The organism is Streptomyces sp. NBC_00443 (genome assembly GCF_036014175.1).
Taxonomy (GTDB): Bacteria; Actinomycetota; Actinomycetes; order Streptomycetales; family Streptomycetaceae; genus Streptomyces.
Genome location: NZ_CP107917.1, coordinates 1,689,263 through 1,702,214 on the forward strand (window position 1 = coordinate 1,689,263; position 12,952 = coordinate 1,702,214).

Annotated in this window: 8 protein-coding genes and 1 pseudogene; 1 reads left to right on the forward strand and 8 read right to left on the reverse strand. The window is 72.9% G+C overall.

All coding sequences use genetic code 11. The features are described from left to right. Positions 1 to 532 precede the first annotated feature (532 nt). The 5 genes and pseudogenes from OHO27_RS07645 to OHO27_RS07665 all read right to left on the reverse strand — a co-directional run bounded on the left by OHO27_RS07645 (position 533) and on the right by OHO27_RS07665 (position 8,402). Positions 533 to 2,814 (reverse strand): annotated as a pseudogene (locus tag OHO27_RS07645) (SWIM zinc finger family protein). Continuing rightward, positions 2,811 to 5,654, reverse strand: a complete 2,844-nt coding sequence (locus tag OHO27_RS07650; RefSeq protein WP_328421565.1) for a DEAD/DEAH box helicase — start codon at positions 5,652 to 5,654, stop codon at positions 2,811 to 2,813. The pseudogene OHO27_RS07645 and the gene OHO27_RS07650 overlap by 4 nt, the downstream one beginning before the upstream one ends. Before the next feature lie 147 nt (positions 5,655 to 5,801). Then, complete coding sequence (locus tag OHO27_RS07655; RefSeq protein WP_328421567.1) at positions 5,802 to 6,380, reverse strand: sugar kinase; 579 nt, start codon at positions 6,378 to 6,380, stop codon at positions 5,802 to 5,804. Then, positions 6,377 to 7,525: an ROK family glucokinase gene (locus OHO27_RS07660; protein ID WP_328421569.1), complete on the reverse strand. Its 1,149-nt coding sequence runs from the start codon at positions 7,523 to 7,525 to the stop codon at positions 6,377 to 6,379. The genes OHO27_RS07655 and OHO27_RS07660 overlap by 4 nt, the downstream gene beginning before the upstream one ends. 139 nt (positions 7,526 to 7,664) lie before the next feature. Then, on the reverse strand, positions 7,665 to 8,402 hold the full coding sequence (locus tag OHO27_RS07665; protein ID WP_328430376.1) for a GntR family transcriptional regulator: 738 nt from the start codon (positions 8,400 to 8,402) through the stop codon (positions 7,665 to 7,667). 129 nt (positions 8,403 to 8,531) lie between these two features. Here OHO27_RS07665 and OHO27_RS07670 point away from each other — a divergent pair, with 129 nt between their 5' ends. Further along, entirely contained in the window at positions 8,532 to 9,554 is a 1,023-nt protein-coding gene (locus OHO27_RS07670) for a Gfo/Idh/MocA family protein (protein WP_328421572.1), read from the forward strand. Between the two features lie 38 nt (positions 9,555 to 9,592). Here OHO27_RS07670 and OHO27_RS07675 read toward each other — a convergent pair whose 3' ends face one another. From OHO27_RS07675 to OHO27_RS07685, 3 genes are all read right to left on the reverse strand, one after another. Beyond that, the gene (locus OHO27_RS07675; protein ID WP_328421574.1) at positions 9,593 to 10,771 is read right to left on the reverse strand and encodes a cytochrome P450 family protein; all 1,179 of its coding nucleotides are present in this window, start codon (positions 10,769 to 10,771) and stop codon (positions 9,593 to 9,595) included. Positions 10,772 to 10,814: 43 nt separating this feature from the next. Next, a complete protein-coding gene (locus OHO27_RS07680; RefSeq protein WP_328421576.1) occupies positions 10,815 to 11,495 on the reverse strand; it encodes a response regulator transcription factor in 681 nt (226 codons plus the stop codon). 93 nt (positions 11,496 to 11,588) lie between these two features. Continuing rightward, positions 11,589 to 12,833 (reverse strand): sensor histidine kinase, encoded by a 1,245-nt coding sequence (locus OHO27_RS07685; RefSeq protein ID WP_328421578.1) that lies wholly within the window; start codon positions 12,831 to 12,833, stop codon positions 11,589 to 11,591. Between the last annotated feature and the right edge of the window lie 119 nt (positions 12,834 to 12,952).

Sequence of the window (12,952 nt, forward strand, 5' to 3'; positions counted from 1 at the left end):
ACAGATATTGATTCACCGGCGTGCAGTATTTTCGGGAAATGCGGGCAGGCGCCCTTATGGACCAGCTCGCCGAGACCGTACAGGAAGCAGTGAATACGCCGCCGAACGCGAGCGACCGGCTCGGTGCCGGCGGGCACGTGCGTGGTCGGCGGTGATGCGCTGGGCCAGTGATCACCGCCCCAGCCTTGAAGGAGTCGTGCTTGCGACCCTCACGACGAGCCACTGGGCCAGGTGCCGGCCCAAGCCGGTCTCGCGCTCAAGAGCCCACCCTGGACCCTGCGCGCCGTCGTAACCCACCGCGTACAGAGGCCACGCCAGGCCGTCCTGGCGGGCTTGGCATCTCACGGGCATCTCACGCGTTCTCACACAGGTCTCACCGACTGTGCGGACTCCCCCGGACTGCGAGGTCCTGACGTGGCAATACGCGCCTGCCCTGGATCGGCCGGACGCCCGTGGACGGTCGTTACGACCTGTGCCAGGTGGTGCCGAGCGAGGGGCACACGGTCTTCACGGGATGCCGGTCCGAGTCGGCTCAGCCCTCCGGTGAGGCGCCGAGACCCGTGAGGGCGCCGACCGGGTCCAGGTCGGGGGTGCCACGGGGCCACCAGTCGTCGTGGCCCGGCTCCGATTCGTACGGGTACCACAGGCCCTCCCGGCCGAGGCGGAGCTGCACATGGCCGCGGGGGTGGGTGAGGTGGTTGCGCCACGGGCGGAAGGCGGGGAGGTCGGCGGCGAGCAGGAGCGGGCGGGCGCGGTCGAAACGGCCGGCCGGCGGATCCCAGGGCTCTTCGAGCACGGCGAGCCCGTCGAGGCCGCCCTGCCGCCAGGCCGCGACCGCGCGGGCCAGCTCGGCCGGGGTGCGGTCTGCGGCGGCGGACAAGGAGGAGTACAGCGCGCGGGTGCCGGCGGTGAGGCCGGAACCGGGACGGGCGGCAGCGAGCCGGACCGCGTCCTGCCACAGCGTCAGTTCGGCCACCGGATCGCGGCCGGTGCCGAGGAGGGCGTGCGCCCGGGCCGCCGCGTCGGTCGCCAACTGGTCCAGCGCGAACGGGTCCGGGCCGCCCGGGGCCGCCGGATAGACGGGCGGTTGCTCGGGGTGCGGGGGCACGGGCAACGGCGCGGGCAGCGGGGGAGTCGGCGGTCCGGGGCCAGGGCATCGGTGGCTCTTACGCCCGCCGGTGGGGCCGGTTCCTTTTCCTGTGCGGCGCGGGCCGCGCGGGCGGCGTTGCGGCGGGACAGGGCGTCGAGCAGGGCGCGTTCTCCTCGGCCGCGCAGCAGGAGCAAGACGAAGGGGTCGGCGTCCAGCAGGCGTGCGGTCTGGTAGCACAGGGCGGCGGCGTGCTTGCAGGGGTGCCCGCGGTCGGGGCAACTGCAGCGGGGGTCCAGGTCAGCGGGCCCCGGCAACAGCGGCACCCCGCAGTCGGCGAGGGACTGGGGCATCTCCTTGTCCAGCAACGCCGCGATGTGCCCCGGCCGTTCGGCCACGGCGTCCAGGAACCGTGCCCAGTCGGCGTCCTCCAGCGTCCGCAGCCTCACCTGCACGCGGTACGGCCGCGGACGGCTGCCCCGCACATACGCCAGCACGAGTCCCGGCGTCACGGTGATGGCATCGACGTGCCCCTCCTGCGCGTAACCGCGCCCGCGGGCCAGCCGCTTGGTATCCAGCGCGCCTTCTTCCAGGGCGGTCACCCATGCGTTGCCCCACCAGGTCTCGGCAAAGCGGGCGTCGTCCGCCGGGCGGGGGGCGAAGGCGGGGAACGTCCGCCGGAGTTCACCGTCCCGGCCGGGGGCGGCCATGGAACGGGGGACTTGAGGGGTGGCGGGGGTAACGGGGGTGGTGGCGGTGGCGGGCCCCCACTGTGCCTGCGTACGCGGCGCGGTGCCGGTGCTGGTGCCGGGGTCGGGGTCGGGGTCGGGGTCGGGGTCGGTGCCAGGGTCGGGGTCGGGGTCGGGGTCGGGGTCGGGGTCGGTGCCAGGGTCGGGGTCGCCGGCATCGGCCGGTGAAGGATCGCCGCCGGAGCGGGCCACGGGCGGTTCGGGTGAGTCCCCCTCGGGGTGAGCGGGGCTTGGCCTGGTCGAAGGGGAAGCCGGGCTGGGGTTCGCCGGCATCTTCCGCCGCTGTGCAGTCGGATCCGGCATCGCACCGGTGCCTGAGTCGTCCTCGTCGGGCGCGTCCGAGGGGGGCATCTGGAAGGCGCCTGCGAGCCAGCGCCGTACCTCACGGGCACGCTGGTCCTCGGTCCCGCCGGCCGGGCTCCGTCGGCCCTCGGCGCCGGCGGGTGCGGTTCGTCGCGATCGACGCGTGCCCTGGGCTGCCCGGTCGGCTTCCTCCGACTGGGCCCGCCGCCTCTCCCCCAGCGCGGCGCGCAGCGCTTCCCGGGCGGCATCCGCGGGACGCGACCCTCGTGGCCCGGTCTCGATGCCGAGCACGCGCGAGGCGGACTCCGAGGCGGTGCGCGAGCGGTCCCCGTCCTCACCGGGGGCGAGGGGCGCGGCAGGTCGCGCCTCGGGGCCGTCACCGTCCGACGCATCGGGAGCGTCCGCGTGGGCGTCCGACGCGTCCGGGCCGTCGGAAGAGGCCCCGACCTGCTCCGCGATCCCCCCTGACATCGCCTCCCGCTGTTCCCGCGCAGCCCGCAACGCCCGGCGTGCAAGGTCGGCCGGCCGGGGCACGGGCTCCTCGTCGCGAGGCGGCTCGTCCGGTCGGCTCGGCTTCGCCTGGCGGCTCAACTCGTCCCGCCGGCTCAACTCGTCCCGCCGGCTCAACTCCTCCTGCCGGCTCGACTCGTCGCCCCCGCTCCCCGCCCCCGTCATGACTCCCTCCGCAAGGACACGAGGTCGGACAGCTCTCGGGCCGTCAGTTCCGTGAGGGCCGATTCGCCGGTGCCGAGGATCGCGTCGGCCAGGGCGCGCTTGGATTCGAGCATCTCGGCGATGCGGTCCTCGACCGTGCCCTCGGTGATGAGGCGGTGGACCTGGACGGGCTGGGTCTGGCCGATGCGGTAGGCGCGGTCGGTGGCCTGTTCCTCGACGGCCGGGTTCCACCAGCGGTCGAAGTGGACGACATGGCCCGCACGGGTCAGGTTCAGGCCGGTGCCCGCCGCCTTCAGGGAGAGGACCAGGACCGGCGTCTCGCCGCTCTGGAAGCGGTCCACCATGCGTTCGCGCTCCAGGACCGGCGTGCCGCCGTGGAGCAGGTCCACCGGGACGGCCCGGGCGGCGAGGTGGGAGGCGATCAGGCGGGCCATCCCCACGTACTGCGTGAACACCAACGCCGAACCGTCCTCGGCCAGCAAGGTGTCCAGCAGTTCGTCCAGCAGCGTCAGCTTGCCGGAGCGGACGGCCAGGCGGTCCGGCGCCGCCGCCTCGGCCTCCTTGAGATAGAGGGCCGGGTGGTCGCAGATCTGCTTCAGGGACGTCAGCAGCTTCAGGACCAGGCCCTTGCGCGCCATGCCCTCCGCCGTCTCGATGACGTACATCGACTCACGCACCACCGCCTCGTACAGCGACGCCTGTTCACGGGTGAGCGGGACCGGGTGGTCCGTCTCCGTCTTGGGCGGTAGCTCCGGGACGATTCCGGGGTCGGACTTCTTGCGGCGCAGCAGGAAGGGCCGGATCAGGCGGGCCAGCCGGTCCACCGCCTCCTCGTCCTCGCCGTTCTCCACTGCGCGGGCGTGCCGGGCGCGAAAGGACTTCAGGGGACCGAGCAGGCCGGGGGTCGTCCAGTCGAGCAGGGCCCAGAGCTCGGAGAGGTTGTTCTCTACCGGTGTGCCGGTCAGCGCCACGCGCGCGGGCGTCGGGATGGTGCGAAGGGCCTTCGCCGTGGCCGAGTAGGGGTTCTTCACATGCTGCGCCTCGTCGGCGACGACCATGCCCCAGGTGTGCTGGGCCAGAGTCGGCGCCGCCGACCGCATCGTGCCGTACGTCGTGAGGACGAAGCCGCCGTCCATGTCCTCCAGGGTGCGGTCCGGGCCGTGGAAGCGGCGCACGGGGACTCCGGGCGCGAAACGGGTGATCTCCCGTTGCCAGTTGCCGAGCAGCGAGGCCGGGCAGACGACGAGGGTCGGGGCCGTCCGCGCGCGTTTCAGATGCAGGGCGATGACCGTGATCGTCTTGCCGAGTCCCATGTCGTCGGCCAGGCAGCCACCGAGCCCGAGGGACGTCATGAGGTCCAGCCATGCCAGGCCCCGGAGTTGGTAGTCCCGCAGCGTCGCCCGCAGTCCCGGGGGCGGTTCGGCCGGGCGTACCCCCGACGTCAGCCGGTCGCGCAGGGCGGCCAGGGCGCCGACCGGTACCGCCTCGACCGTCTCGCCGTCGACCTCCGCGCTGCCGGTGAGGGCGACGGACAGCGCGTCGACCGGGTCGAGCAGGCCCAGTTCGCGCTTGCGGGCCTTGCGGACCAGGGCCGGGTCGACCAGCACCCAGGCGTCCCGCAGCCGGACGACCGGGCGGTGTGCCTCGGCGAGCGCGTCCATCTCGGTCTCGCTGAGCGGGTCGCCGCCGATCGCCAACTGCCAGCGGAACTGGAGGAGTTCCTCGCTCTCGAAGAAGCCGGTGCCGTCGGTCGCCGAGCCTGGCGCGGGCCGTACGACCGCGGCGGCGCTCAGGTCATGGGCCAGGTCCCGGGGCCAGTGCACCGCCACTCCGGCCGCAGCGAGGCGGGTCGTCGCCACGCCGAGCAGGTCGCCCAACTCCTCGTCGGACAGGGCCAGCACGTCGGGCACGTCCTGCTCGGACAGCCGGTCGAGCGGGGCCCACACCCGGGCCGCCCGCCGCACCGCCAGCGCCGCGTCCACCCGCGCGCGTGGCCCGAAGGCAGCGTCGGCCTCCCCCGACCACAGGGCGGCCGCGTCGGCCACCAGGGTCGGGTCGGCGAGGCTGTGCACCTGGACGATCGCCGCGCCCGCGCTGCGTACGCCGTCGTCCCGGTCGTCGAAGAGGTCGTAGGCCGAGAGGTCCAGCCGGAGCGAGACCCGCACGCCCGCGTCCATGCCGGCGGCGACCTCGGCCGCCCATTCGTGCGCGGCGGGCAGGGGCTGGGCCTCGCGCGCGGCGAAGGGCTTGCCCGAGGCGTGCGGTGCGGCGGGGGTGCGGGGCAGGGTGTCCGCGACGGCGTCCAGGAAGGAGCGCATCAGCGCCTCGGGCTCGGGCAGTCGCAGCGGACCCGGGCCGGGCAGCGGGACCGCATGGCCTTCGGAGGGCAGGGCGGCGGCGACCGCTCGCAGGTGGGCGATGTCGTCCGGGTCGAGGGGACCGGCCCGCCAGGCGTCATGGCCGATGGGCGTGAGGCCGGGCAGCAGCCGGCCCCGCGCGGTGAGCCGCAGCGCATGCAGCGCGGCCGCGCCCCAGCAGGCCGTGGCGGGATGGGCGGCCGGGTCGCGCCGGGCCCGCACGAGCAGCGGCAGCGCCTCGCCGAGCGGCAAGGACAGGGCGGGGGTGGTCCTGCGGCGGACTCCGGTGCCATGGCGGCGCACGACGGTGAGCTCGGTGTCCTCGGCGGGCAGCGGGCCACCGTCCGGATCCCAGAAGGCGATCCGCCCCTCGCGCGGCAGGGAGCCGGGCAGGAAGACGGCCGCGAGGCGGACGGGGACGGCGCCGCCTCCCGGCCGCTCGGCCACCGCGGTGTCGCCGCCGTGCGCAAGCCTGTCGCTCATACGTCCTGTCACCTCCCGCCCATGAGTCGGATCAACCGTCTCCGACTCTACGGGCGGGGTCTGACAATCGGCCCCGGCGACCGTTCAGGGCGACCGGTCCGGACGACCGGAACGGGCCGCGACTTCACGGAGTCGTCGACGGGATCATCAAGGGATGGTGCGCGAGACGACGTACACGAACGGATTGTCCGGGTCGGACATGTTCACGACGACGTCCTGGGTCGGTGCCGGGTCCTTCTGATTGTTGACGAGGCCGTACCACGGGCCGGGGCGCTTGAAGTCCCAGCCGGTGACCTTCTGGTCGCGGGCGCTGATGGTGATGGCGTCCGGCTTCAGCTCACCGAAGCTGACGCCCATCTTCTTCAGGAACCAGTCCAGGTTCCCCTTGGGCGTCTGGAACTGGACGTAGAGACGGCTGGTCCGCCAGTTGTTCGTCTCGTAGTAGGCGACCTTGCCCGACGGATCCGGGACCGGGATCTGGTAGAGCCTGCGCTGGACCTTCGACGGCCAGCCCTCGGAGAGGCCGGTCGCCGAGTACTTCTCCTCCTTGTCCTTGCCGCTGTCGCGGCTCTGGTTGGCGGAGATCACGAGGTAACCGGCCGGCACGCCGATGAGCAGCACGATGATGAGCAGGGTGAGTGCCCTGCGCCGGATCTTGTGGCGACGGTCCTCGGTCGGCTGCTGCTCGTCCGGGGAGTCGGCCTGGCGGGGTAGGGACATGGTCACGCCGACCCCTGCGACGCTCGGCGGGCCTCGGCGAACCGCGCATAACGCTCGTACCGCTCGACCCGGCGCCGGTTGGCGCGCCGGAAGCGGCGGGCGACCAGACGGGCCAGGTCGGCGGCGCCGACCATGCCGGCCTCGGGGCCGAGCTGGGCGCGGGTGATCCGGGCCTCGGGGCGGTAGCCGCGGCCGGTGAGGTGGCGCTTGAAGGCGTCCCGCGCGGGGCCGATCAGCAGGTCGTCCGCGGCCGACACACCGCCGCCGATCACGAAGCAGGAGGGGTCCAGGGCGGCCGCGAGATTGGCGATGCCGACGCCGAGCCACTGTCCGATGTCCTGCAGCAGCTCGATGCACATGGCATCGCCCTCGCGGGCCAGCTCGGTGATTATCGGGCCGGTGATGTCGCCGATGCTGCCCTTGACGTGCTCGATGATCCCGTACGCCACTGGGGAGTCGGCGGCGGCCAGCTCGCGCGCCTCCCTGACCAGAGCGTTGCCGGAGCTGTACTGCTCCCAGCAGCCGCGGTTGCCGCACGGGCAGCGGTGGCCGCCCGGCACGACCTGCATATGGCCGAACTCGCCGGCAACGCCGTACTTGCCGCGCTTGACCTGACCGTCCTCCAGGATCGCGCCGCCGATGCCGGTGCCCAGCGTGATCATGACGAGGTGGTCCTCGCCCCGGCCGGCGCCGAAGCGCCACTCGGCCCAGGCGGCGGCGTTGGCGTCGTTGTCGACCAGCACGGGCACGGCGAGCCGCCCGGCGAGGCGGTCCCTGAGGGGCTCGTTGCGCCAGGACAGGTGAGGGGCGAACAGGACGCGGTTGCGCTCGGCGTCGACCCACCCGGCCGCGCCGATGCCGACGGCGTGCACGTCGTGCCGGTCGGACAGGTCCAGGACCAGTTCGACGATGGTGTCCTCGACGACCTTGGGGCTCTTGGACTTGTCCGGGGTCTCCGCGCGGAGCTTCTCCAGGATGTTCCCGTCGGCGTCCACGACGCCCGCCATCACCTTGGTGCCGCCGATGTCGATCCCGACAGTGGGCACGCGGGGTGCGGTCAGGTGCGAACGGCGCTCCCGCGAGCCGACCGTGCGGAGCACGGGGGCTCGCCGGGAGCCGATGGGGGCGGTGAAGTCGCGGTAGGTGCTCATCAGGCCCGATTCTGCCGCACGCTCACGCTGGGTGCCGAACGGGGCGACAAAGGGGGCACGCGTCACAGTGAATTGTCCGGACATTGCGACCAGCGCGGCCCTTCCGCCACCCCCGCCCAGGCCCGCGCGACTGCGGCGCTTACGGCCGGACGAGCAGCTGGAACTCGAAGGAGTACCGGCTCGGGCGGTAGGTGTGGGTGCCGTACTCGACCGCTCGGCCCGTGTCGTCGAAGGTCACGCGCTGCATGGTGAGCAGCGGGGCGCCTTCCTCCTCGGCGAGCCGTTCGGCTTCGGCGCCGGTGGCGGCGCGCGCGCCGATGGTCTGGCGGGCGCTGTGCAGGGTGATGCCGGCGGCCCTCATCAGCCGGTACAGGCCGGTGGACTCCAGCTGTGCGGTGTCCAGGCCGATCAGGGCGAGCGGCAGGAAGTTGCACAGGTAAGCCATCGGCTCGCCGTGCGCCAGCCGCAGCCGCTCGATCCGGTGCACGTCGCTGTCCTCGGCCACCCCGAGCGCGGCCGCGACCTCAGCGGACGCCGGGACGACGGTGTTGACGATCACCTTGGTCGCCGGGCGCTGGCCGGCCGACTCCAGGTCGTCATAGAGGCTGCTGAGCTCCAGCGGGCGCTTGACCTGGCTGTGTACGACCTGTGTGCCCACGCCCCGGCGGCGCACCAGCAGACCCTTGTCGACCAGCGACTGGATGGCCTGGCGGACGGTCGGCCGGGACAGGCCGAGGCGTGCGGCGAGTTCGATCTCGTTGCCCAGCAGGCTGCCGGGCGTGAGCGCTCCGTGCTCGATCGCGGCCTCGAGCTGCTGGGACAGCTGGAAGTACAAAGGCACCGGACTGCTCCGGTCCACACTGAGCTCGAGTTCCACGGTCGGGTCCACTTCTGGTTTCGGCACGGGCCGAGCGTAGCTCTACGCGTTGTTGACGGGAAGTCGTGTAGTTCGATTGTCCGGACATACGCATTGACAGCCTACGCACCGAACCCCCACTTTGTTTCCATGCGCATCGGGGTCATCGGTACGGGCCGTATCGGCACCATTCACGCCAACACGCTCAGTCGTCACCGCGACGTCGGCTCCCTGATCCTCACGGACGCGGACGGCGCGCGGGCGCAGGAGCTGGCGCGCCGGCTCGGCGAGACGGCGGCGCCGGGCGTGGACGAGATCTTCAGGTGGGGCGTGGACGCGGTGGTGATCACGACCGCGACCTCGGCCCACGCCGAACTGATCGGCCGGGCCGCGCGGGCGGGCCTTCCGGTCTTCTGCGAGAAGCCCATCGCGCTCGATCTGCCGGGCACCCTGACCGCGATCGAGGAGGTCGAGACGGCCGGGACGGTGCTGCACATGGGCTTCCAGCGCCGCTTCGACGCGGGGTATGCGGGCGCACGCGAGGCGGTGCGGTCCGGGCGGCTCGGGCGCCTGCACACCGTACGGGCGCTGACCAGCGACCAGGCACCGCCGCCGGTCGCGTGGCTGCCGCTGTCCGGCGGGCTGTACCGGGACACGCTGATCCACGACTTCGACGTACTGCGCTGGGTGACCGGGCGTGAGATCGCCGATGTGTACGCGGCCGGCTCGGACGCCGGGCCGGTGATGTTCCGTGAGGCCGGCGACGTCGACACGGCCGCGGTGGTGCTCACGCTCGACGACGGCACGCTCGCCACCGCCACGGCGACGCGGCTGAACGGCGCCGGGTACGACGTGCGCATGGAGCTGGCCGGGGAGCTGGACCAGGTCGTGGTCGGCCTGGACGACCGGACGCCGATCGCGTCCACCGAGCCGACCGGGCCGCCCCCCGCGGACAAGCCGTGGCCGGGGTTCCTGGAGCGGTTCGGTCCCGCGTACGAGGCGGAGCTGAACGCGTTCGTGGAGGTGGTGCGCGGGGAGCGGGCCAACCCCTGCGACGGGCGGGAGTCCTTGCAGGCGCTGCGGATCGCCGAGGCGTGTGAACTGTCGAGACGCGAGCGAAGACCGGTCGCGCTCGGGGAGATTCCGGGCGGGACCCCGGCGACGGCCATGTGAACTGGCCGGCGCTCGCAAGGCCCTCGCCGACCGTCCCACTACCAGCGCACCGGCAGACTGCGCATCCCCCGCATCAGCATCCCCGGCAGCCACTCCCCGGGCGTGCCGTCGAGTGCCAGGCCGGGAGCGCGCTCCAGCAGGGACCGGATCGCCGTGCGGGCCTCCAGGCGGGCCAGCGGGGCGCCCAGGCAGTAGTGGATGCCGTGTCCGAAGGCGACGTGGCCGCGGGCGTCGCGGCGGATGTCGAAGGTGTCGGGAGCGGCATAGCGGCCCGCGTCCCGGTTGGCCGCGGTCAGGCCGACCATCACCGGCTCGCCCTCGTCGATGTGGCTGCCGGCGATCTCCAGCGGCTCGGTGGCGTACCGGAACGTCGCCGTCTCCACCGGGCCCTCGTGGCGCAGCATCTCCTCGACCGCACCGTCGAGGAGCGTCATGTCGGCGCGCAGGGCGGCGAGTTGACCGGGGTGGGTGAGCAGCGCGTGCACGCCGCTGGTGATGAGGTTGACCGTCGTCTCGTGGCCGGCGATCAGCAGGATGAAGGCCATCCCCCGCAGTTCGTCCGGGGAGAGCCGGTCGCCGTCCTCTGCCGTGGTGCGGATCAGGTCGCTCAGCAGGTCACCGCTGGGGCCGGCGCACCTCTTGTCCTCGATCAGGTCGGTGAAGTACTCGCCGAGGCGGCCGAAGGCCTCGACCTCCTTGCCCGGGCTGGTGGGCGCGACCGCCTCCGTCGACATCTCGCGGAACGCCACGCGGTCCATCTCGGGCACGCCGAGCAGTTCGCAGATGACGGTGAGCGGCAGCGGGTAGGCGAGGGAGTCCACGAGGTCGGCGCGGCCCGGGGGCAGCATGACGTCGAGCAGGTCGTCGGTGATCTGCTGGATCCTCGGCCGCAGCTCCTCCACACGGCGCATGGTGAAGGCGCGCGAGATGAGACTGCGCAGCCTGGTGTGCTGAGGCGGATCGGCGTCCAGCAGGTTCTTCCCGATCATCTCCTCGTCGAGCGACTTCATGCCGACCTTGGCGCCGTCCTTGGACAGCCGCTCGTCGGCGAGCGCCGCGCGCGCCTCCTTGTGTCCGACGACGAGCCACACCTCGGACTGCCACTCGGGCAGCCGGACCCGGTGGACCGGGCCTCTCTCACGCAGACGGGCGTACACCGGATGCGGGTTCTCGCGAAACCCCGGTCCGAACTCCCCCAGATCGATCACTTCCGCCATGACACTCCCCCTCCCACACTTCGCCAACGCGTGGGAGCCCGCTCTAGTGCCCGTCGTCCTCCAGTTCCTCCAGAAGTCCCGCGTCGTAAGCCAACAGGGCGATCTGCACACGGTTGTTGAGGTCCAGCTTGGCCAGGACGCGGGAGACATGGGTCTTGACGGTGGCGACGCTCATGAAGAGCTCCGCGGCGATGTCAGCGTTGGACAGCCCCCGGCCCACCGCGACGGCGACCTCGCGCTCGCGGTCGTTGAGGGCGGTGAGCCGCTCCCGCGCGTGTGAGCGGCGGGTGTCGGCGGCGGTGCCGGCCGCGTGGGCCATCAACTGGCGTGTGACGGTGGGCGACAGGACCGGATCGCCGGCCGCGACCCGGCGCACCGCGTCGACGATCTCGGCGGGCGGCGTGTCCTTGAGCACGAAACCGGCGGCGCCCGCGCGCAGGGCGCGCAGCACCTGATCGTCGGCATGGAACGTGGTCAGCAGCACGACCTGCGGCGCGTCCTTCCTGCTGCGCAGCCGCTCCGTGGCGGTGAGTCCGTCGACCGACGGCATCCGGATGTCCATCAGGACCACGTCCGGCCGAGAGCGGTCGACCAGTGCCTCGACCTCGGAGCCGTCGGCCGCCTCACCGACGATCTCGATGTCGTCGGCGCCGCCCAGCATGAAGGACAGCCCGGCCCTGACCAACGGGTCGTCGTCGACGAGGAGGAGTCTGATCGCAGTCATGTGCCTTACGTAATCACGGTTGTACGGCGTGGAGGGGACGGACGGCGCACACCGGGGCGGCCGTTGAGCTGCCCGCTCCGGTTCCGACGGCCCTCACCCCCACGGCAGCCAGGCCCGTACCTCGAACCCGCCGTCACCGGTGGGCCCGTGCTCCAGTCGGCCACCGGTCAGCGTGGCCCGTTCCGTCAGTCCGATCAGGCCCTGTCCGGAGCCGGGTACATGCGGCACCTCGCCCTCGGGCGCCGGGTTGCGTACCGATACGGCGAGGCTCTCGCCCGGTGCGCCGGTCACCGTCACCGTGACCTCGGTGCCGGGCGCGTGCTTGCGGGCGTTGGTCAGGCCCTCCTGGGCGATGCGGTAGGCGGTGCGGCCGACGGAGGCGGGGACAGCGGCAGGGTCGGTGACGCGCTGGTCGAGGGTGACCTTCATACCGGCCTCGCGGGACTCGGTGGCCAGCGCCTCCAGCGCCGCGAGGGTCGGCTGCGGCCGGCCGGAGTCGTCGGGCTCGGCCGCCCGCAGCACGCCGATGATCTCCCGCAGGTCCTGCAGGGCCTCGTGGGCGCTCTCCCGGATGACGCCGGCCGCCCGCGCGATCTCCTCGCGAGGTGCGTCGGGCCGGAACTCCAGGGCGCCGGCGTGCACGCTGAGCAGCGTCAGCCGGTGCGCGAGGACGTCGTGCATCTCCCGGGCGATGGCCTCGCGTGCGAGCCGCTGCGCCTGCTCGGCCCGCAGCCGCGCCTCGTTCTCGGCGCGCCGGGCGCGGTCGCGCAGGCTCAGCAGGAGCTGGCGTTTGGACCGCGCGAGCATGCCCCAGCCGACCACCGCGACCGTCAGCAGCGAAGCCAGGACGACCGACCAGCCGTAGGGCATGTCGGGCTCGGGACGCACCAGGAAGTACAGCGGGTTCAGCACCGCATATGTCCCGGCGACCCAGGCCACGTACCGGAAGGGCCGGTGTACGGCGAGGGTGAACAGTGCGACCAGGCTCGCGCCGCCCGCGGTGCTGGACAGGAGGGCGACCGGGACCATCACGGCGGCGAGCGCGACCGGCCAGCGGCGGCGCAGCCACACCGCGGCGCAGGAGAGCGCGCCGACCAGTTGGTCGAAGACGGCATATCCGGCGGGCAGGTCCTCGTCCCGGATCGTGTCGGCGGCCAGCAGACCGATGATGACGGCCAGCAGGAAGCAGGAGAAGTCGACCACCCAGTCCCGCGCGGTGCGCCGGGGCCGCCCGGGGCGCTCGGGGTCGGGGTCGAACTCCTTGATCAGGGCCGAGGGCAGCAGCCAGCGCCGCCCCTCGAACGCCTGGGGTGCGGGCACCTGCTTGTCACCACTCACGGTCGACAAATCTACGCAGTGCCGGGTCCCGGCGCGTCCCTGCGGGCGGGAGCGACGACCAAAGTCGCGGCATCGGCGACCTTGGTCGCGGCGGACCATCCGGAACAGGGACTTCCGTC

What these genes read in the sequence shown, in the direction of transcription:
- OHO27_RS07675 (WP_328421574.1), bottom strand. Translation starts at nt 10,771, where the DNA reads ATGGCGGAAGTGATCGATCTGGGGGAGTTCGGACCGGGGTTTCGCGAG.
- OHO27_RS07680 (WP_328421576.1), bottom strand. Translation starts at nt 11,495, where the DNA reads ATGACTGCGATCAGACTCCTCCTCGTCGACGACGACCCGTTGGTCAGG.
- OHO27_RS07660 (WP_328421569.1), bottom strand. Translation starts at nt 7,525, where the DNA reads ATGAGCACCTACCGCGACTTCACCGCCCCCATCGGCTCCCGGCGAGCC.
- OHO27_RS07650 (WP_328421565.1), bottom strand. Translation starts at nt 5,654, where the DNA reads ATGAGCGACAGGCTTGCGCACGGCGGCGACACCGCGGTGGCCGAGCGG.
- OHO27_RS07670 (WP_328421572.1), top strand. Translation starts at nt 8,532, where the DNA reads ATGCGCATCGGGGTCATCGGTACGGGCCGTATCGGCACCATTCACGCC.